This window comes from Leisingera thetidis, from assembly GCF_025857195.1.
Taxonomy (GTDB): Bacteria; Pseudomonadota; Alphaproteobacteria; order Rhodobacterales; family Rhodobacteraceae; genus Leisingera; species Leisingera thetidis.
On record NZ_CP109787.1, the window covers coordinates 2327274 to 2346504 of the forward strand.

General features: G+C 63.7%; 19 protein-coding genes. 12 read left to right on the top strand and 7 right to left on the bottom strand.

Annotation, left to right across the window (positions count from 1 at the left end; all coding sequences use genetic code 11):
* The first annotated feature begins 147 nt into the window (after nt 1–147).
* The 7 genes from OKQ63_RS11115 (at nt 148) to OKQ63_RS11145 (ending at nt 7216) form a co-directional block, all read left to right on the top strand.
* Nucleotides 148–1482 (top strand): glutamine synthetase family protein, encoded by a 1335-nt coding sequence (locus OKQ63_RS11115; RefSeq protein WP_264210140.1) that lies wholly within the window; start codon nt 148–150, stop codon nt 1480–1482.
* 70 nt (nt 1483–1552) lie between these two features.
* Complete coding sequence (locus OKQ63_RS11120; RefSeq protein ID WP_264210141.1) at nt 1553–2233, top strand: type 1 glutamine amidotransferase; 681 nt, start codon at nt 1553–1555, stop codon at nt 2231–2233.
* On the top strand, nt 2233–3591 hold the full coding sequence (locus tag OKQ63_RS11125; RefSeq protein WP_264210142.1) for a glutamine synthetase family protein: 1359 nt from the start codon (nt 2233–2235) through the stop codon (nt 3589–3591). Before OKQ63_RS11120 ends, OKQ63_RS11125 begins: the two co-directional genes overlap by 1 nt.
* Nucleotides 3592–3698: 107 nt before the next feature.
* Nucleotides 3699–5009, top strand: coding sequence for an NAD(P)/FAD-dependent oxidoreductase (locus tag OKQ63_RS11130; RefSeq protein ID WP_264210143.1), 1311 nt, complete (start codon nt 3699–3701; stop codon nt 5007–5009).
* Nucleotides 5010–5154: 145 nt separating this feature from the next.
* The gene (locus OKQ63_RS11135) at nt 5155–6360 is read left to right on the top strand and encodes a DegT/DnrJ/EryC1/StrS family aminotransferase (protein ID WP_264210144.1); all 1206 of its coding nucleotides are present in this window, start codon (nt 5155–5157) and stop codon (nt 6358–6360) included.
* Nucleotides 6361–6413: 53 nt separating this feature from the next.
* Entirely contained in the window at nt 6414–6974 is a 561-nt protein-coding gene (locus tag OKQ63_RS11140; protein WP_264210145.1) for a hypothetical protein, read from the top strand.
* A 53-nt stretch (nt 6975–7027) separates the two neighbouring features.
* Entirely contained in the window at nt 7028–7216 is a 189-nt protein-coding gene (locus OKQ63_RS11145; protein WP_264210146.1) for a hypothetical protein, read from the top strand.
* A 169-nt stretch (nt 7217–7385) separates the two neighbouring features.
* On the opposite strand, the gene phaR is transcribed toward OKQ63_RS11145, so the two are convergent.
* A complete protein-coding gene (phaR, locus tag OKQ63_RS11150) occupies nt 7386–7943 on the bottom strand; it encodes a polyhydroxyalkanoate synthesis repressor PhaR (RefSeq protein WP_264210147.1) in 558 nt (185 codons plus the stop codon).
* Between the two features lie 196 nt (nt 7944–8139).
* Between phaR and OKQ63_RS11155 the strand changes: the two genes are divergently transcribed.
* On the top strand, nt 8140–9009 hold the full coding sequence (locus tag OKQ63_RS11155; RefSeq protein WP_264210148.1) for an NAD-dependent epimerase/dehydratase family protein: 870 nt from the start codon (nt 8140–8142) through the stop codon (nt 9007–9009).
* Between the two features lie 155 nt (nt 9010–9164).
* Nucleotides 9165–10862, top strand: a complete 1698-nt coding sequence (locus OKQ63_RS11160) for an adenylate/guanylate cyclase domain-containing protein (RefSeq protein WP_264210149.1) — start codon at nt 9165–9167, stop codon at nt 10860–10862.
* A 94-nt stretch (nt 10863–10956) separates the two neighbouring features.
* On the opposite strand, the gene OKQ63_RS11165 is transcribed toward OKQ63_RS11160, so the two are convergent.
* Both OKQ63_RS11165 and phaC read right to left on the bottom strand, forming a co-directional pair.
* A complete protein-coding gene (locus OKQ63_RS11165) occupies nt 10957–11406 on the bottom strand; it encodes a phasin, PhaP (protein WP_264210150.1) in 450 nt (149 codons plus the stop codon).
* A gap of 132 nt (nt 11407–11538) precedes the next feature.
* Nucleotides 11539–13341, bottom strand: coding sequence for a class I poly(R)-hydroxyalkanoic acid synthase (gene phaC / locus OKQ63_RS11170; RefSeq protein WP_264210151.1), 1803 nt, complete (start codon nt 13339–13341; stop codon nt 11539–11541).
* Nucleotides 13342–13474: 133 nt separating this feature from the next.
* Here phaC and phaZ point away from each other — a divergent pair, with 133 nt between their 5' ends.
* Together phaZ and OKQ63_RS11180 are read left to right on the top strand one after the other, a co-directional pair.
* Complete coding sequence (gene phaZ, locus OKQ63_RS11175; protein WP_264210152.1) at nt 13475–14749, top strand: polyhydroxyalkanoate depolymerase; 1275 nt, start codon at nt 13475–13477, stop codon at nt 14747–14749.
* Between the two features lie 4 nt (nt 14750–14753).
* A complete protein-coding gene (locus tag OKQ63_RS11180; protein WP_264210153.1) occupies nt 14754–15326 on the top strand; it encodes a DUF6151 family protein in 573 nt (190 codons plus the stop codon).
* Here the strand turns inward: OKQ63_RS11180 and OKQ63_RS11185 are convergent.
* From OKQ63_RS11185 to OKQ63_RS11195, 3 genes are all read right to left on the bottom strand, one after another.
* Entirely contained in the window at nt 15323–16048 is a 726-nt protein-coding gene (locus OKQ63_RS11185) for an alpha/beta fold hydrolase (RefSeq protein ID WP_264210154.1), read from the bottom strand. The genes OKQ63_RS11180 and OKQ63_RS11185 overlap by 4 nt on opposite strands.
* A gap of 122 nt (nt 16049–16170) precedes the next feature.
* Nucleotides 16171–16596 (bottom strand): VOC family protein, encoded by a 426-nt coding sequence (locus tag OKQ63_RS11190; protein ID WP_264210155.1) that lies wholly within the window; start codon nt 16594–16596, stop codon nt 16171–16173.
* Between the two features lie 272 nt (nt 16597–16868).
* Entirely contained in the window at nt 16869–17618 is a 750-nt protein-coding gene (locus OKQ63_RS11195) for an alpha/beta hydrolase (RefSeq protein WP_264210156.1), read from the bottom strand.
* Nucleotides 17619–17746: 128 nt separating this feature from the next.
* Here OKQ63_RS11195 and OKQ63_RS11200 point away from each other — a divergent pair, with 128 nt between their 5' ends.
* Nucleotides 17747–18754 (top strand): Lnb N-terminal periplasmic domain-containing protein, encoded by a 1008-nt coding sequence (locus OKQ63_RS11200; RefSeq protein ID WP_264210157.1) that lies wholly within the window; start codon nt 17747–17749, stop codon nt 18752–18754.
* Nucleotides 18755–18911: 157 nt separating this feature from the next.
* Here the strand turns inward: OKQ63_RS11200 and OKQ63_RS11205 are convergent, their stop codons facing one another.
* The gene (locus OKQ63_RS11205) at nt 18912–19160 is read right to left on the bottom strand and encodes a hypothetical protein (RefSeq protein WP_264210158.1); all 249 of its coding nucleotides are present in this window, start codon (nt 19158–19160) and stop codon (nt 18912–18914) included.
* Nucleotides 19161–19231 lie beyond the last annotated feature (71 nt).

Consider the following 19231-nt stretch of genomic DNA (forward strand, 5'->3'; position numbering starts at 1 on the left):
GAATCATGCGTCTCAAAGGCTTAAATTCAGCCCGCCCTGAATTATGATCAAAAATTGGACCAGGGGTTTGAAGCTTCCCCGGCCCTGCTGCGCCCCATCCGGGGGCGCCTGCGGCTGGTGGCGCCCCCGAAACCGTCAGGTGATTGGATGAAGAACTGGCTCAGGAAAAACCCGCATGTGCGCACCATCCGCGTGGCTGCGGCAGACATCAACGGTCAGGCCCGGGGCAAGCGCATCCCGGCCCGCTTTGCCGATAAAGCGGTCGAGGACGGCACCCGGTTTCCGCTGTCGGTTCTCAACCTCGACATCTGGGGCGAAGACATCGACGACAGCCCGCTGGTGTTCGAAAGCGGCGATGCCGACGGGGTGCTGAAACCGACCGAGCGCGGCTTTGTGCCGATGCCCTGGCTGGATGCCCCCTCGGCCCTGCTGCCGATCTGGATGTACCGCGAGGACGGGCGCGCCTATGAGGGCGACCCGCGCCATGCGCTGCGCGCCGTTGTCGACCGCTACAAGGCACTGGGCCTGACACCGGTGGTTGCGGTGGAACTGGAATTCTTCCTGATCGACGACAGCGGCAAGAACCTGCAGGTGCCGACCTCGCCGCGCTCCGGCAAACGCCGCAAGGCGGCGGAGACCATGTCGATCCGGGCGCTGGACCAGTTCGATACCTTCTTCACCGATCTGTATGACGCCTGCGAAGAAATGGATATCCCTGCCGACACCGCGATTTCCGAGGCGGGCCTCGGCCAGTTCGAGATCAACCTGATGCATGGGCCGGACGCCCTGCGCGCCGCCGATGACGCCTGGCTGTTCAAGATGCTGGTCAAGGGGCTCGCCCGCCGCCACGGCTTTGCCGCCAGCTTCATGGCCAAGCCTTACGAGGATTACGCCGGCAACGGGCTGCATACCCATTTCTCGGTTCTGGATCAGGACGGCAACAACATCTTTGACGACGACGGCCCCAAGGGCACCGACGCCATGCGCCATGCCGTCGGCGGCTGCCTCAAGGCGATGGGCGATTCCACGCTGGTCTTCGCGCCGCATGGCAACAGCTATGACCGGATGGTGCCGGGCGCCCACGCCCCCACCGGCATCTGCTGGGCTTACGAGAACCGCACCGCCGCCATCCGCGTGCCCTCCGGCAACCCCAAGGCGCGCCGGATCGAGCACCGCTTTGCCGGCGGCGACGTGAACCCCTATCTGATGCTGGCCGCCATCCTCGGCGCCGCCCTTTACGGGATCGAGAACCGGGTCGAGCCCACGGAGCCGATCACCGGCAATGCCTATGCGCTGGACCTGCCGCAGGTGCCCAACACCTGGCAAAGCGCAATCGACGCTTTCGAAGGCTCGGAGATCATTCCACATTTCTTCTCTGCCGAGATGATCCGCAACATGGTGCTGACCAAGCGCCAGGAGCTGCGCTACATGGAAGAGCTCACTCCGGAAGAGCGGGTGGAGATCTATCTGGACACGGTCTGACGGCCCTTTGCCCGCCGTCCTGGCGGCGGGCTTCCGTCCTGCGCAGCGAACATACTTACCTTGGTGACACATGAAAATCGGCATCCTGCAAACCGGCCACTCCCCCGAAGACCTGTTTGGCCCGTTCGGCGACTACGACGGCATGTTCCGCGACATGCTGGACGGCAACGGGTTCGAGTTTCAGACCTGGGCCGTGGTCGACGGCATCTTCCCGGACAGCCCGGCGGACGCCGACGGCTGGCTGATCACCGGCTCCAAGCACGGCGCCTATGAGGACCACGCCTGGATCGCGCCGCTGGAGGCGCTGATCCGCCAGATCCACGCCCGCAAACAACCGCTGGCCGGCATCTGCTTCGGCCATCAGGTCATCGCCCAGGCGCTTGGCGGCAAGGTGGCGAAATTCGACGGCGGCTGGGCCGTGGGCCGCGTCACCTACCAGGTGGACGGCAAGGACCTGACCCTCAATGCCTGGCATCAGGATCAGGTGGTGGAACTGCCCGAGGGCGCCCGCGTGCTGGGCGGCAACGCCTTCTGCCGCAATGGCATCCTGGCCTATGGCGACCACATCATCTCCTGGCAGCCGCACCCCGAATTCCCCAGCGCCTTTGTTGGCGGCCTAATCGAAAAACGCGGCCGCGGCGTGGTTCCGGATGACTTGCTCGACCGGGCCGCCGCCGATCTGGACGCGCCCGTGGACAACCCTGAAATCGCAACCTTCCTCGCAGAATTTTACAGGAAAGAGAGGATCTGATGTCAGCCTGGCTCGACGCCCTTCCCGAAGCAGCAAAACTCTATCTGGAGGGCCGTCGTCTCGACGAAGTTGAATGCGTTATCTCGGACCTTCCCGGTATCGCCCGTGGCAAGGCGGTACCGGCATCGAAATTCGCAAAAACCGATTATTTCCATCTGCCTGACAGCATCTTCTACCAGACCATCACCGGCGACTGGGCCGATGCCGCGGATGAGGACGGCTGGATCGAAAAGGACATGATCCTGAAGCCGGACATGTCCACCGCAACCGCCGCGCCCTGGACCGGCGACTGGACCCTGCAGGTGATCCACGACGCCTATGACCGGCACGGCAAACCGGTCCCCTTCAGCCCCCGCAACGTGCTGAAGCGGGTGGTGCAGCTCTACCGCGACCGCGGCTGGAAGCCGGTGGTGGCTCCGGAAATGGAGTTTTTCCTGGTTGCCCGCAACATCGACCCGGCGCATGAGATCAAGCCGATGATGGGCCGCTCCGGCCGCCCGGCCGCGGCGCGCCAGGCCTATTCGATGACCGCGGTGGACGAGTTCGGCCCGGTGATCGACGACATCTATGATTTCGCCGAGGCCCAGGGGTTCGAGATCGACGGCATCACCCAGGAAGGCGGCGCAGGCCAGCTGGAAATCAACCTGCGCCACGGCGACCCGGTCAAGCTGGCGGACGAGGTGTTCTACTTCAAGCGGCTGATCCGCGAGGCGGCGCTGCGCCACGACTGCTTTGCCACCTTCATGGCCAAGCCGATCGAGGACGAGCCGGGCTCGGCCATGCATATCCACCATTCGGTGATCGACATGGAAACCGGCGGGAACATCTTCTCCGGCCCGCAGGGCGGCGAGACGGATGCGTTCTACAACTTCATCGCCGGTCTGCAGAACCACCTGCCCGCCGGGCTTGCGGTGATGGCGCCTTATGTGAATTCCTACCGCCGCTACGTGAAGGACCACGCCGCGCCGATCAACCTGGAATGGGCGCGCGACAACCGCACCACCGGCATCCGCATCCCGCTGTCCGGCCCCGAGGCCCGGCGGGTGGAAAACCGCATCGCCGGCATGGATTGCAACCCGTATCTGGGCATCGCTTTGTCTCTGGCCTGCGGTTATCTTGGCCTGATCAACGAGGAGCGCCCGCGCAAGCAGTTCAAGGGCGATGCCTATGAAGGCGAAGGCGATATTCCCCAGGTGATGGGCCAGGCGCTGGACCTGTTTGACGGGGCCGCCGAGCTGCATCAGGTTCTGGGCCCCGAATTCGCCCGCGTCTATTCGATCGTGAAACGTGCCGAATACGACGAGTTCCTGCAGGTGATCTCTCCCTGGGAGCGCGAGCATCTGCTGATGAACGTCTAGAAACTCTGGCGCTGCGCCCGGCTGCAGCGCCCGTGCAATTGAGTATTCACTGAAAGAGGAAGAGCAGGTGTCCCGATTGCGGGGGCCTGCTCCGGATGAGGTGCGCGATGGGGATGAACCTGCTCTATTCCAATGACCGCAAGGGCGAGTATCCGAACAGCTGGTATGCGGCAACCGCCATTCCGATGGAGCGCTTTGCGGCGCTGGAGGGTGATGTGAAGGCGGATGTCTGCATCGTTGGCGGCGGCTACACCGGCCTGTCGGCAGCGCTGCATCTGGCGGAGGCCGGAATGGACGTGGTTCTGCTGGAGGCACAGCGGGTCGGCTTCGGCGCCTCCGGACGCAACGGCGGCCAGCTCGGCAGCGGCCAGCGGATGGACCAGGAAGGGCTGGAAGCCCTGGTGGGCGGACCTGAAGCGCAGAAGCTCTGGCAGCTGGGCGAGGACGCCAAGGATCTGGTGAAATCGCTGATCGCGCGCCACGGGCAGGACTGCCACCTGAAGCCGGGCGTGGCCTGGACGGCGTTTTCGCCGAAGGAGGCGGCCGGGCTGCACGATTACGGCCGCCACCTGCAGGACCGCTACGGCTACAGCGGCATCGAACTGCTGGACAAGGACGCCTGCTGGGCGATGTGCCCCTCGCCCGCTTACAACGGCGGCATCCTGGATCATGGCGCAGGCCATCTGCACCCCCTGAACTATGCCTTCAGCCTGGCCCGAGCGTCCGCCGCCGCCGGCGCCCGGATCCATGAAGGCAGCGAGGTGCTGGACATCCAGGAAGGCGCCCGGCTGCGTATCCGCACCGCGGGCGGCAGCGTCACCGCCGACCACCTGATCCTTGCCTGCAACGGCTATCTCGGCGGGCTGAACGGCCAGGTCGCCGCGCGGGTCATGCCGATCAACAATTTTGTCGTGGCAACCGAGCCGCTGGGCGACGCCGCCGCCCGGGTGCTGGCCCGCGACGTGGCGGTTGCCGATACCAAATTCGTGGTGAATTACTTCCGCCTCAGCCATGACAAGCGGCTGCTGTTCGGCGGCGGCGAAAGCTATGGCTACCGGTTCCCCGCCGACATCCAGGCCACCGTGCGCAAGCCGATGGCAGAGATCTTTCCGCATCTGCGCAAGGTGAAGATCGACTACGCCTGGGGCGGCACTCTGGCTATCACCATGAAACGGATGCCTTATCTGGCGCGGCTGGCACCCAATGTGCTGACGGCGTCGGGCTACTCCGGCCACGGTGTCGGCACCGCTACCCACGCGGGCCAGCTGATGGCGCTGGCCGTGCAGGGCGAAGCCGAAGGGTTCGATACCCTGGCCCGCGTCCCCGCACCGCGCTTCCCCGGCGGGCCGCGGATGCGCCCGCCGCTGCTGGCACTGGCGATGACCTGGTTTGCGCTGCGCGACCGGCTGGGGGTCTAGGCAGGCACCCTCGGCCGGTTTCCGCGCAACTCCGCAACAGTTCTGTGAAATTTTGCCTGCGGCAGTACTTTCCGCTGCGTCGCCCCTTGGCATCTGCGGCCCATAGTTTTAATTTTCCTTAAGCAACAATTCAGGATTTTGAAATATGGCCCTGCCGCCCAACGTTCATGACGCTGAACCCATTCCCGCCGCCGCCCGCGAAGCCATCGATACACTGATGCAATCGGGCGATCTCTTCCGCTACACCGCACCGGAAAATGCGCCGGTGACGCTGCTGGAACAGGAATACGCGGAGCTTCTGGGCAGCAAATACGCGCTGGCGGTCTCCTCCTGCTCGGCGGCCCTGTTCCTGTCGCTGAAGGCGCTTGGCCTGCCGCGCGATGCCCGGGTGCTGATCCCCGCCTTCACCTTTGCCGCGGTGCCGTCTTCGGTGGTGCATGCCGACTGCGTGCCGGTTCTGTGCGAGGTGGGCGACAACTACCGCATCGACCTCGAGGATTTCGCGGCCAAGCTGGACAGCGTGCAGGCGGTGATCATCAGCCACATGCGCGGCCATACCTCAGACATGGATGCGATCATGGCGCTGTGCGACGCCCGCGGCATCCCGGTGGTCGAGGACGCGGCGCATTCGCTCGGCACCACCTGGAACGGCAGCAACATCGGCACCATTGGCAAGGCAGGGTGCTTCTCCTTCCAGTCCTACAAGATGGTCAACGCCGGCGAAGGCGGCATCCTGATCACCGATGACGCCGATCTGATTGCCCGTGCCGTGATCATGTCCGGCGCCTATGAGCACAACTGGAAAAAGCACAAAGGCCCGCGGGGGGAAAACACCCCGGACCTCGAGCAGGCCTTTGCCAAATGGCAGAACCAGCTGCCGCTGTATAACCTGCGGATGAGCAACCTGTCAGCCGCAGTGATCCGCCCGCAGCTGCCGGAACTGGCACGCCGGGTCCGTGACGGGCGGGCCAATCACGACTATGTGGCAGAGCGGCTGAACGCATCCCCCTACTTCGCGGTTCCGGCCCCCCTGGCCCCGGAACGGCGCGCCCCGGATTCGATCCAGTTCAACCTGGCGGGCCTCAGCGCCGAGCAGACCCGGGCCTTTGCCAGTGCCGCCGAAGCCAAGGGCGTCAAAGTTCAGGTCTTCGGCCTGTCCACCGACAACGCCCGCGCCTTCTGGAACTGGCAGTTCCTGCGGGACCAGCCCGACCTGCCGCAGACCCGCGCCATGCTGATGAAAGCCTGCGACGTGCGCCTGCCGGTGCGCCTCAGCCGTGCGGAACTGGACATGATTGCAGATATCCTGCTGGCGGCAGTTGAGGAAACCATGGGCAAAGCCGCCGCCTGAGGCGCAGGCTCATCCTCCAGACCGCAGCCCCGGCCCCGCGCCGGGGCTTTTTCATGATTGCAATCCTGGCTTGTGCCGTCCACCTTGCCGCCATGACACCGCCCCCCGAGTTCAAACGCCGCCCGGCGACAGCCCTGATGGCCATGGCCAATGCGCTCAGCATGGGTGATGAGATACCCGGCGCCGACCTGACCCGGATTATCCAGGCCGTTGTCTCCAGCCGCGCCGAACGTGCCGCGCTGCTGGCGGCGGTCCGGGCCGCGAACGACCCTGACAGCGGCCTGACCGTTGCCGACCTGCTGAGTGCCTTTGCCGCCGAATCCGGCGCGGCCGAGGCGCAGGACCGCGATGCGGACCAAGTCATTGGCCAATGGGCGCAGCGGCTGGCGGCAGGTGCCCTGCTGGCCAGCTTCGGTGCCGCCATCGCAGGCACCGTGACCGGCGGGCCGGCATTCGGCCTTACCCTCCTGTCCTTTTCAGGCTTCATCTTTTCCACTGTCTCCCGGCTTGGCGGCCGCGCCCGCATGCGCCTCAAGGCACAGGAGCGCGAAGCCGCGGAGTCCCTGGCGCGCCATGTGCTGGAAGCCGCCAAATCCGGCGGAGGCGAAGACTGATATGGAAAATTCACCAATCCATGCCTATATTGGGACCAGAACCGGAGAACAGCATGTTTGAGGCCATGGGAATGGAAACTGTCATCGTCAGCGCAATTGCAGGGGCTTGCACTCTTTCTTTTGCTGCGAGCGTCTACCAGTTCTGCCGCGCCCGGCCTCAGCCTGAGGCCAAGGATCTGGAAGACATCGTGCAGAACGCGCCGTACCACCGGCTGCACAATATTCTGAAGATCAAGGCATAGGCCTGCGGGCCGTCCGGGCCTTCCGCTGCAGCTTCAATCCCTCTGTTTCAATCGCTCTGAACAAACAGGCACCGCGCCTGCGGTGCCCTGCCCAACTGCAAACAGCATTCCCGGAATGCCCGCGACCGGGCGGGAGCGCCCTGCCCCCGCAGCCGCGGCCGTCGCAGCCTCACTTCATCCGGGACAGTTTTTCCTGCAGCTCGGCCAGCTGCTTCTTGATGGCGTCCAAATCTTCTCCGCCGCTTCCGGATTTTTCCTCCTCCTGCGCGCCGCCGGTCCAGCCCGCGCCGCCAAAGCCGCCGGTCATCGCCTTCAGAAAGGCCTCCTGCTGCGCCTTCATCGCCTCGAACCCCGGCATCTTCGCCATAGGATTGATGGCGCTCATGTTCTCCATCATCTTCGACTGGCTTTCGCGCAGCATATCAAAGGACGTCTGCAGAAACTGCGGCATCACTCCGCCGCCCGGCACCATGTAGCTGCGCACCAGATCGTTCAGAACATTCACCGGCAGCACGTTCTCGCCCCGGCTTTCATGCTCGGCAATGATCTGCAGGAGGTACTGACGGGTCAGGTCGTCCCCCGTTTTCAGATCGACGATCTGCACCTCGCGCCCTTCCCGGATGAACCCCGCGATATCCTCCAGCGTGACATAGTCGCTGGTCTCGGTGTTGTAGAGCCTGCGGCTCGCATACCGCTTGATAAGCAAGGGTTTGTCCTGCTCTGCCATGTAATCCCTCCCCGGTCATGACGCATCGCAGCAAAGCCTATGCCAGCGCAGAACAAAATGGAAGCCTCAGCGTGTTTTCCGCAACATTTGGTCCCGGCCGCCCTGCCGGGCCTGCATTCAAGCCGCTTGACCTGAATCCCGCTTGAGCTTTTACAGGTTGGGCCGCAACAGAATCTGCAGCAGGAGAGCACACGCAGTGAAGGTCCTGATCCTGGGCGGCACCGGATCCATCGGCACCGCCGTCACACAAGAACTGCTCCGGCACGGGCACGACGTCACCGGCCTCAGCCGCTCGGACGCCTCGGACCGCAGGCTGGCGGCGATGGGGGCCCGTCCCTTGCGCGGCGATCTGCGCCATCCCGGTTGCTGGGTCCGGGAAGTTGCCCGCGTGGACGGGGTGATCCAGCTGGCTGCCGCCTTTGACGGCGGTATGGCAGAGGCGGACACCGCCGCCATGGCCGCGATCCTGCGGCAGGCCGCCATGCGTCCCGAACCGCTGCGGCTGATCTATACCGGCGGCTGCTGGCTTTACGGCGCCACCGGCGAGCGGGTCGCTGATGAAACCAGTCCTCTGCGGCCGATCAGACCTTTTGCCTGGATGCAGAAAAACGCCGGCACAGTCCTGGCATCACCCGCCCTCTCTGCCGCGGTGATCCATCCGGCAATGGTCTACCACGAAGGCGGCGGTGCTTTCTCCCGCCATCTGGACGCCGCCCGCAGCGCGAGGCCATTTGAAATCTGGGGCAGCATTTCCACCCGCTGGCCGCTGGTGCAACGGTCCGATCTGGCCCGTGCCTACCGGCTGCTGCTGGAACATCCGGACCTCACCGGCCATTTCAACGCCAGCGCTGAAACCGGAGTGCCGGTGGCCCGGATCACCAGGGAAATCGCCCGCCGTCACGGCCATGATGCCAGCTATGTGGTGCGCAGCCTGAAACATGTGCTGATCAAGTACGGCAGCTGGGCTGAAGGCCCTGCGCTGGACCAGCAGATGGCCTCCGCAAAACTGCGCCGCCTGACGGGCTGGCAGCCGGTTTTTACCAGCTTCCGGGATGCGCAGTTCTGACGTCAGGACAGAACTCATTGAACAGAACCCTGATTTTCCTGCCAATGCGACGCAGCAATAAATTCTCAATATGATATAATAGCGGAAAGTCTTTCGAGTCTGTGGTGGCGGGAACAATGGCTGACCAAGGGGACAGACAAAGACAAGCTGCCATCTTGATTGCTGACGTCGCGGGCTACTCTGCTCTGGTTGAGACCGGGGAATCCGCCACTGTTGCAGCAGTCCGCGATCTTGCCGTGCGCGTCATGGCGCCGGTTGCGCAAGAGTTTTCGGGGCAGCTTGTCAAAATGCTGGGCGACGGTTTTCTGCTCGAGTTTCCGAACTCGGTGCAGGCGGTCAAAGCCGCATTGGAGATATCCCGCAAAGCGGCCGACCTGTCCGGCCGGCCGCTGCCGCTGCGGATGGGGATCCATGCGGGCAATGTGATTGCCGCCGGCGACGACCGTTACGGCAACTGCGTCAACGTCGCCTCACGCCTCGAAAGCCTCGCCGCACCGGGCGAAATCTGCGTTTCCGGCACCGTGCAGCAGCAGACGCGCGGCCGGGTCAGTGCCGCTTTTGACGATCTCGGCCTGCAATGCGTCCGCAACATCTCTGAACCGGTCCGGGTGTTCCGCGTCATCAGGAATTCCCCGCCGGCGGCCGATGCCGAGGGGCCGTCCCCGGAAATCACTGTCGCGGTGCTCCCCTTTGCCGAGAAACCCGCCGGGCAGGCCGGGGCCGCGACCCTGGCAGAAGTGCTGACCGAAGACATCACCATCGGCCTGTCGCGGTTCCGCGATCTGCGCGTCGTCTCCCGCACAGCTGCGCAGCGCTTTTCCGGCAGCACGGCCTCGCCTTCCCTTACCGCGGCGGAACTGGGTGTCCGCTATCTGGTGGAAGGCAGCGTGCGTCAGCTGGCCGGCAAGCTGCGGATCACAATCACGCTAGCCGATGGCAACGGCGGCCATTCCCTGTGGAGCGGCAGTTACGACCGGCAGGATCCGTTTGACTTCGGCCAGCAGGACGTGCTGTCCGGACAGTTGACGCAAACCCTGGCCGTGCAGTTCCAGACCATCGCAAAACGGAAATCCGCAACCCCAGCCGCCAGCGGCAGCGCCCCCGAACCGCGCGCGCTTGTGCTGCAGGCCAAGGCTGTCATGCTGGACACCCGCAGTGCGTTGCATCAGTGCCGGGAGCTGTACCAGCAAGCCTGCGACGCCGATCCGGGTTATGCACCAGCCCTTTCCGGGCTGGCGCTGACCTACCTTGTTGAATGGATGAGCGGCTGGTGCCAGTCCCCCGAACAGACGCTGGAGCGGGCGTTTCCATTGCTGCGCCACGCGGCCCTTATTGATCCCCTGGACAGTGTCCCTCAGCGCAGGCTGGCCGTCATGCATCTGTGCAGGGGGGAATTCATCCTGGCGGAGGATCACTTTCAGCGCGCCCTGATGCTGAACCCCAATGACACCGACACAATGGCCTTCCGCGGCCTGTCCTTTGTCTATCAGGGGCGGCCGGAAGCGGCGCTGTCGGAACTGGAGCAGGCAACCGTCCGGAATCCATTCCACCCGACCTATTTCCACTGGTTCCGCGGCCTTGCGCTGTACATGTGCCGGGAATACCAGCCGGGCATTGCAGAGCTGAACAAAGCGGTCGGGATGCATCCCGGTTTCCCGGCGCCGCACTGGCACCTGGCCGCCTGCCATGCGCAGCTGGGCGACAAGCCCGCGGCGGCTCGGGAATGCGGGCGCATCCTCGGCATGGAACCGGCGTTTTCGGCCGCCCGCGTGGGCAGAACGCTGCCCTTCGTGCGGCTGGAAGACCTGGAGCATTACTGCAGCGGCCTGCGGCGGGCAGGATTGCCGGGCTGATCCCTGAATCGCAAAAGGGCAGGCCTTGCGGCCTGCCCTTCTTCACGTTCCGGCTCCGTCAGGGAGGAGAGCGAGGGCCGGATCGCGGACGTTCTTACTTGGCAGCTGCCGAAGCTTTTTTCGCGGCAGAGGTCACCTCTTCGGTGGCCTTCTTCACGGCAGCGGTGGCTTCTTCGGTTGCGTCCTTGCCGGCCGCCATCATCAGCTCGACGGTGTCCATCTGGACCTTCTTGGCCACTTCGGCAAAGGCAGCCATGTTTTCGGCAGCCACTTCAGCGGAAGCGGAGGCGAAATCGGTTGCCGCCTTGGCGTAGTCGGCCGGCTCTGCCTTCACCTTGGAGACATCGCCCAGCTTGGCCAGGGTTTCCTTGGTCCACTTGTTCGAGATCTCGGCGGATTTGCCGGCAGCGTCCAGCGCAACGGCGGACAGCTTCTCGTTCAGGGCTGCGGTGTTCTTGAACACATCTTCCATCGCTTTGGTGTCGACCGGGAAGGCGCCCATGAAGTCTTTCATCATCGCGGTGAAGTCTTGGGTCTTTGCCATAGTTCTAATTCCTCAGAAAGCTGCAGCAGGACCATCCTGCGCTCTTAGCATGAGAGGAATATGCTCGCTGCACCGCAGCATTTCAAGAGTTACTATGCTGCGGTGCAGAAAAAAATCGTAAATTCCGGAAAATCAACGGTTTGCCTTGACCCTTACATAGGACCCCGGGGCCGGCATCAATGAGGGAAACCCCGAATCTCCCACTTCGCGGGCGGGAACCTGCTTGCCGGACCGCGCCTTCAGCCAGTCGTTCCAGCGCGGCCACCAGGACCCTTCGTGGTACTCGGCCCCTTCCATCCAGGCGTCGCTGCCGCCTGACAGATCCGCATTGGTGTAGTGGCCGTATTTCTTCTTGCTGGGCGGATTGACGATGCCCGCGATATGGCCGGACTCGGACACGATGAAGCTTTTGCTGCGCGCGCCCATCTGCTGAACGCCGCGGTAGCAGTCCTTCCAGCGGGCAATATGGTCGGTCTCGCAGGTGATCGACATCAGCGGCACATCGACTTCCCTGATGTGCAGCTTGTGGCCCATCAGCTCAAAGCCGTCGCCGGCAAACTCGTTGTTCTGGCAAAGCCCCCTCAGATACTGCACCGCCATGCGGCCGGGCAGGTTGGCGCCGTCGCCGTTCCAATACAGCAGATCGAAGGCAGGCGGCGTCTCGCCCATCATGTAGCTTTTGACGGCCGGGCCGTAGATCAGATCCTTGGAACGCAGGAATGACATGGTGCGCGCAATCACCCAGGAGCGCAGCAGACCCTCCTCTTCCACCTGCGCCTCGATCCCATCGACGAAATCATTCTGCAGGAACGGCGTGAACTCGCCCTGATCGCCGAAATCGCTGAGCGTGGTGAAGAAGGTCGCCGACTTCACCGATTTGTCGCCGCGCTGCTTCAACAGCGACAGCGTCAGGCTCAGCGTGGTGCCGGCAATGCAATAGCCCACCGCGTTGACCTGCTCGACCTTGCAGATCTCCTTGGCAGTCTCGATTGCGGTCAGGAAACCCTCCTGGATGTAATCTTCCATCCCCACGTCGGCATGGCTGGCATCCGCATTGACCCAGGACACCACAAACAGAGTATAACCCTGTTCGGTCACCCATCTGATCATGCTGTTCTGCGCCTTCAGGTCGAGGATATAGAATTTGTTGATCCAGGGCGGAAACAGGACGATCGGTGTTTCATGCACGGTTTCCGTCGTCGGCTTATACTGGATCAGCTCCATCATCCGGTTGCGGTAGACCACGTCGCCCGGCGTGGTGGCGATATTGCTGCCCAGCTCAAAGGCACTCTCATCCGCCAGCCGCACCACCAGCTCGCCATTATTGGCCTCCAGATCGGTGACCAGGTTCTCGAGCCCGTCGATCAGCGACTGGCCTTCGGTTGCCACCGCTTTTTCCAGCGCATCCGGGTTGGTGGGCAGGAAATTGGTCGGCGACATCATCTCGATGATCTGGTCGGCAAAATAGCTCAGGCGCTGCTTGTCCTTGCCATTCATTTCGCCGGCCTCCTGCACCGCTTTGCGGATCGCATCCGCATTGGTCAGGTACTGCTGCTTCACAAAATTGAAGTACGGGCTGCTTTCCCACAGCGGATTCGAAAAACGGCGGTCCTTGGGGCCGCCGTCATCCGTGCTGTCCAATTGTCCGGTCAGAGCCTTCTGCGCTTCGGCGAAATTCAGCACAGATTGGCTCCAGTACCCGATCTGCTGCTCCAGAAGCTTGGCCGGGTTTTGCATCGCCTCTGTCCAGTAGGCTGTTGCTGCACGCGCAAAAAGCTCTTGATTCGGACCGTCCAAAGCCGGGTTGTGCGGGACCTTCCGGGACATGACATCCGCCAGACGCTTGCTCAGCTCCTCGACACGGCTCATGTTTTCCTTAAGCTTTTCAATGCTCTCAGAATTGGCCGCTGCGGATAAATCGTCACTAGTTGTCATATAAATGAATCCCTCATAGGCTTTCTGCTATGCAGAATACTCTTCTGCATTTTTCAGGGCAAATCGGCGACTGGTCCAATGTTCCGGATTTATTGGTCCGATAACGCAGGGGCAAAGCCCGAAGGAGACGCACATGCGATACATGATGACCTACGACCTGATGGAGACCGTCCGGAACACCAACCAATGGTTGGGCGCCACCGCCCTCTCCATGGCATCTTACCCGGTCTTTTCCGCCTTGCCAAACCCTGCCCTCAGCTGGATGGCCGCCTGGGGCGAAGTGACGGAACGTACTTACCAGCGGATGGTCGCCAAACCCGCCTGGGGCATCCGCACCTTCACCTGTGAAGACGGCAAGGATCACCTTGTCGATATCACCACCGTGGTTGAACGTCCTTTTGGCGATCTGATCCATTTCAAGGTCAACGGACGCGAGGAACAGCCGCGCAAGGTGCTGCTGGTTGCTCCGATGTCCGGCCATTACGCCACCCTCCTGCGTTCCACCGTCAAAAGCTTGATCGTCAACTGTGAAGTCTATGTGACGGATTGGCACAACGCCCGCGACATTCCTGTTTCCGCCGGGAAATTCGACGTCGAGGACTATACGCTCTACCTCGTCGATTTCATGCGCGAGCTGGGCCCTGACACCCATGTGGTCGCGGTCTGCCAGCCGGTGCCGCTGACGCTGGCCGCCACCGCCTACCTGGCCGAGCGCGACCCCAACGCGCAGCCCTCCTCGCTGACCCTGATCGGCGGCCCGGTCGACCCCGACGCAACCCCGACCGAGGTCACCGACTTCGGCCGCCGCGTCACCATGGGCCAGCTGGAAGAGACCATGATCCAGCAGGTCGGCTTCAAATACCCGGGTGTGGGCCGCAAGGTCTATCCGGGCCTGCTGCAGCTGGCCTCCTTCATGTCGATGAACGGCGAACGCCACTCCCAGGCCTTCATGGACCAGATCCAGCGCGTCTCCCGGGGCGAAGCTTCGGACCACGATGCCCACAACCGTTTCTATGACGAATATCTGGCGGTGATGGACATGACCGCGGAATTCTACCTGTCAACGGTGGAGCGGGTGTTCAAAAACCGTGAGATCGCCCGCAACCAGTTCATCGTCAACGGCCACAAGGTGGACTTCAGCAAGATCACCGATGTGGCCGTGAAAACCGTTGAAGGCGCCAAGGACGATATCTCCGCCCCCGGCCAATGCGTCGCCGCGCTGGACCTTTGCACCGGCCTGCCGGAGGACAAGAAAGCCAGCCATGTGGAACCGGGCGCCGGCCACTACGGCATCTTTGCGGGCCGCAGCTGGCGCGACAACATCCGCCCGCTCGTGATCGATTTCATGAATTCCAACAGCCGCAACAAACCGGCCCGCAAGCCGGCCAACAAGAACACGGCTGCCTGACGGCATGGGCGGCGGGCTGGCGTTCTCCTGCAATTGCAAAGCCTTGCGCGGTGAAGTTTCCGCGCAGGGCATCAAGGGCGGCACCCGTGTTGTCTGCTATTGCGCCGACTGCCGCGCCAATGAGCTGTATCACGGTCAGCCAGACCCGGCGCCGGATCCGGTGGACCTGATCCAGCTGGCGCCGGACAGCATATCCATCACCCAGGGCGCCGAGCACCTGAAGGCGATCCGCCTCGGCCCCCGCGGCCCCCTGCGCTGGTACGCCGCCTGCTGCGGCACGCCGCTTGCCAATACGCTGGCCAAGCCCACGCTGCCCTTTGCGGGCATGCGCTCGGATGTGTTCCAGGACAAGCCAGCCCTCGGCAGGATCCGCGCCCGGGCGTTCATCCCCGCAGCGGGCAAGCAGTCCCGGACCAAGGGCGGCGGGGCGATGGCTTGGGGCATCCTCAGCCGGATGATCGCATCGCGCCTGTCCGGCCGTTGGAGGGAAACGCCGTTCTTCAACGTGGAAACCGGCAAGCCTGTGGCCGAGCCCGCAACGCTCAGCAAAGATCAGCGCGCCAAACTCTGCCTTTAGGCAACCGGCACCGCCAGCCAGCGCAACAGCGCCCGGTTCACTGCATCAGGCTGTTCCAGAACCGGGAAATGCCCGGCCTCGGGGATGACCTCGAGCTGCGCAACCGGGACCAGCTGCGCCAGCAGCTGGAGCTTGGCGACAGGGGTGATCGTGTCATGCTCCCCGGCCAGCACCAGTGTCGGCACATGCACCCGCCGCAGCGTCGCCTGCTGATCGGGCCGCCGCTGCAAGGCACGGGCCTGCGCCACGTACAGCTCCGGCCCCAGCTCCATTCCCATATGGCAGAACAGGTTATGCACCGCCAGCCGTCCCGGCCCCGGTGCCAGCGCCTCCATCGGCAGCGTCTCGCGCAGCACATCCTCCAGCCGTCCGCTGCGCGCTGCGATGATATGCGGCTCCCGGTCGGCGGCCTGCTCCGGTGTTTCCGCCAGCGGGCTGGCTCCCATGATGCACAACCGGCTGATCCGTTCCGGCGCCCGGCGCACCAGCTCCATTGCCAGCATCCCGCCCATCGACATGCCTGCCAGGGAAAACCGCGGCGGCAGGTGGGCCAGCATCCGGGCGGCGATCTTTTCCACCGTGTCGCCGCCCGCCAGCGGCAGCACCATTACCGGCATGCTGCCGGAAAAGGTCCTGATCTGAGCGTCAAAAATCCGGCCGTCGCACATCATTCCCGGCAGCAGAACCAAAGGTTCGCGGCACGGTTGCTGGTCATAAGGCATGTCCTGCCCTCGCGGTTTGCCTGCCACCCGTTGCTTCAACTGTGCGGAGCGCAAACCAAAGGATCAAGAAAAACCTCGCGGCGGCGGCGTTTTACCAGACGGCTGCCGCTACCGCGCCACGTTCAGTAACCGTTCCAGCGGAACGCCCCATCCCCAGCCAGCGGAGAGAACGGGTTGAAGGCGATCTCCCAGATGTGCCTGTCGGGGCTGCGGAAATATCCGTGGTGGCCGCCCCAGAACACATCCTGCGCGGGCTTCAGAACCTCTGCGCCAGCCTCCTCCGCAGCCGCCAGCAGCGCGGCCACGTCTTCCTTGCTGCGGGTGTTGTGGCTCAGCGTCATTGCGCCAGTGCCCAGCTCCGTTTCAGGCAGGCCGATCTCGGCTGCAAGTGCGGCCAGCGGGTACAGGCCCAAGGTCTGCGAAATCAGATCAAAGGCAATCACCCCATCCGGACTGTCCGCCCGCTGCCAGCCCAGGGCTTGATAAAAAGCCGCTGCCTTTTCCATATCCGGCACACCCAGCGTAATCAGGCTCACCCTCTGTTCCATGATTCAATCCCTTGTTTTTCCGACCACTTCAAACTGCCCCGCCGCAGCGTCCTGCGTCTGACCGGGCAAAACCGCCCCGCCCGCCGGAATGCAATCCCGGCGTGCTATCAGGCGGCATCACATTATCCGCATTTCGTCACCGGAACAATACAGGAACATCAAGGCAGCTGATATCCATCCCCCGCACCCGTTTCAGCATCGCCGCCATTGGCGGAACCGCATGAAAAAGGCCGCCTGCGGCCCGTGCCCCGGGGAGCGGGCAAACCGCCGCATCAGGCGCTGCCCAAAACGTCCTGCACGGCGTCTTCGATCATCGTCAGGCACGCTTCGTCCGAAAACCGGTGATCTGCATCCTTCACCAGGTTCAGCCGCATATCCGGACAGACCGCATGCGCCATCAGCCGCAGCGCGGTCTCTGTTGTCACCGCGGTATCCGCCGTGCCCTGCAGGCACCGGACCTTGAACGGCAGGAACAAGGGCGTGCGCAGCACCAGCCGCGCGCGCCCGTCCTCAATCATCCGTTTGGAGATGTGATAGGGCTCCATGTAATCACTGGGCAATTCCACATAGCCGCGGGTGTCCAGCTCCGCTTTCTGCGCGTCGGAAAAATTGGCCCAATATCCATCCTCGGTGAAATCCGGCGCCGCGGCGATGGTCACCATCCCCTTGATCCGCTCCGGTACCGCCCGCGCCAGCAGCAGCGCCTGCCAGCCGCCCATCGACGAGCCCACCGGCACGATCCCGCCTTCGGTCAGATGCGCCACCGCTTCCAGCGTGTCCTCGTGCCAGTCGCCGATGCAGCCCTCCTCGAAGGTGCCGGAGCTTTCGCCGTGGCCGGAATAGTCGAACCGCAGAAACGCCAGCCCGCGCGCCTTGGCCCAGGCCTCCAGATGCACCGCCTTGGTGCCCTCCATGTCCGATTTCAGCCCGCCCAGAAACACCACGCACGGCCCCTGCCCTTCGCTCTTGTGATAGGCGATCCGGCGGCCTTGGGCGGTGTCGAGAAATGATGTGGCGGGCATGTCGTTGGTCTCCTGTCCTTTTCCTATGATGTGGCACGGCAGCGCCTGCCCCGCAAGCGGCGGCACAGCCCGCTTGCAAGCCATCCGCCCGCTCCTTAGGGTCCGCCAAAATTTCAAGGGACCGAGGCATGTTCAGACTCATCAGGGGCATTTTGGCCGCCATCATCATCGCAGCCGTCGCCCTGGCGACGGCCTGGGCCGCGCTGGCGCTATGGTACCGGCTGCCCCTCGGCACAATTCCGCGCGGCGCGCTGGCCGCCGGATTTGCCCTGCTCGGCCTCGCCGTCATCGCCGGTCTGTTCCGCAGGCGCGCCTTGCGCGCGCTGGCCACATTTGCGCTGGCGCTGGCCGCGGTGGTCTTTTGGTGGTCCACCCTCACGCCGCCCGCCGAGCGCAACTGGTCCCCCGACGTGGCCCGCCAGGTCACAGGACAAGTGGAGGACGGCGTTCTCACCCTTACAGATGTGCGCAACTTCGACTGGCAGACTCCCGAAGAGTACAGCGAAAACTGGGAGGTCCGCAGCTACCACCTGGCCACGCTCGAAACAGTGGACCTGTTCATGTCGTATTGGGCCGGCCCGCAAATGGCGCATATGATCGTCAGTTTCGGATTCGAGAACGGCGAGCGGATCGCCTGGTCGGCGGAAGTGCGGCGCCGGCTCGGCGGCGGCTTCTCTCCTGTCGCGGATCTGTTCAAATCCAACACGCTGGTCCTGATCGCCGCCGATGAACGCGACCTTGTCGGCACCCGCACCAATGCCCGCGGCGAAGACGTGCAGCTGTTCCGCATCGGCGTCAGCCAGGACACCGCCAAGGCACTCCTGATGAAATATGTGGACTCTGCCAACAGCCTCGCCGCGCAACCGCAATGGTACAACTCGCTGACCACCAATTGCACCACCGTGGTGATGGCCCTGATCCGCACCATTGCGGATGATGTTCCGCTGGACTGGCGGGTTCTGGCAAACGGCTATCTGCCCGACTACGCATGGGAGCAAGGCGTGCTCGACCAGAGCCGCAGCGTCGAAGAACTGCGCGCCCTTGGCAGCATCACCCCCATCGCCCAGGCGCACGGCATCACCCCGGACTTCTCCAGCGTGATCCGCGAAGGGGTCCCCTTGCCCGCCGTGAACTGATCCGGCTTTTTTCCGGTCAGAAATGCCCCGGGAAGCGCGAGGGGCCGCCCCTCGCCTGCCTTGCATCCGAAGAGGCCGCATGCGCTGCAGCCGAGCGTTCTCCGGCAGCCCGGCCATCTGCCAGCCGGTCAGCGCCGCAGTTTTGCCGCTGACGGTGTCACGAAAGGCTGGCAGCCGGGCCGCAGACGAGCTTCTGAGAATTCAGCCGCCCCAGCAAATCCTGAATCCGGGTCAAGGTCTCGCCGACCCGCTGTGCCTTCTCGCCGCTCGGCCCGCCTTCGACATGCGCGCAATGCTCATATGACAAATGGCGGTGCGCCAGGATCTGCTTGGATTGGTTAAGCGCAGTTTCAATCAGGTCCACATCTTCGGCCGTCAGGTCAAAGCTCGGGTTCGGGCGGGTCATCGGAACACTCCTCCGGGTATGTCCATAGTTTCGCAGCTTTCGGCCACACTGCCCCAACCCGCCTCCCATTG

Bases quoted from the DNA above. Each gene is read 5' to 3' on its own strand.
- OKQ63_RS11200 (WP_264210157.1), top strand. From the start codon at position 17,747: ATGTTCAGACTCATCAGGGGCATTTTGGCCGCCATCATCATCGCAGCC.
- OKQ63_RS11120 (WP_264210141.1), top strand. From the start codon at position 1,553: ATGAAAATCGGCATCCTGCAAACCGGCCACTCCCCCGAAGACCTGTTT.
- phaC (WP_264210151.1), bottom strand. From the start codon at position 13,341: ATGACAACTAGTGACGATTTATCCGCAGCGGCCAATTCTGAGAGCATT.
- OKQ63_RS11140 (WP_264210145.1), top strand. From the start codon at position 6,414: ATGATTGCAATCCTGGCTTGTGCCGTCCACCTTGCCGCCATGACACCG.
- OKQ63_RS11185 (WP_264210154.1), bottom strand. From the start codon at position 16,048: ATGCCTTATGACCAGCAACCGTGCCGCGAACCTTTGGTTCTGCTGCCG.
- phaZ (WP_264210152.1), top strand. From the start codon at position 13,475: ATGCGATACATGATGACCTACGACCTGATGGAGACCGTCCGGAACACC.
- OKQ63_RS11125 (WP_264210142.1), top strand. From the start codon at position 2,233: ATGTCAGCCTGGCTCGACGCCCTTCCCGAAGCAGCAAAACTCTATCTG.
- OKQ63_RS11195 (WP_264210156.1), bottom strand. From the start codon at position 17,618: ATGCCCGCCACATCATTTCTCGACACCGCCCAAGGCCGCCGGATCGCC.
- OKQ63_RS11180 (WP_264210153.1), top strand. From the start codon at position 14,754: ATGGGCGGCGGGCTGGCGTTCTCCTGCAATTGCAAAGCCTTGCGCGGT.
- OKQ63_RS11165 (WP_264210150.1), bottom strand. From the start codon at position 11,406: ATGGCAAAGACCCAAGACTTCACCGCGATGATGAAAGACTTCATGGGC.
- OKQ63_RS11145 (WP_264210146.1), top strand. From the start codon at position 7,028: ATGTTTGAGGCCATGGGAATGGAAACTGTCATCGTCAGCGCAATTGCA.
- OKQ63_RS11115 (WP_264210140.1), top strand. From the start codon at position 148: ATGAAGAACTGGCTCAGGAAAAACCCGCATGTGCGCACCATCCGCGTG.
- phaR (WP_264210147.1), bottom strand. From the start codon at position 7,943: ATGGCAGAGCAGGACAAACCCTTGCTTATCAAGCGGTATGCGAGCCGC.
- OKQ63_RS11190 (WP_264210155.1), bottom strand. From the start codon at position 16,596: ATGGAACAGAGGGTGAGCCTGATTACGCTGGGTGTGCCGGATATGGAA.
- OKQ63_RS11135 (WP_264210144.1), top strand. From the start codon at position 5,155: ATGGCCCTGCCGCCCAACGTTCATGACGCTGAACCCATTCCCGCCGCC.
- OKQ63_RS11130 (WP_264210143.1), top strand. From the start codon at position 3,699: ATGGGGATGAACCTGCTCTATTCCAATGACCGCAAGGGCGAGTATCCG.
- OKQ63_RS11205 (WP_264210158.1), bottom strand. From the start codon at position 19,160: ATGACCCGCCCGAACCCGAGCTTTGACCTGACGGCCGAAGATGTGGAC.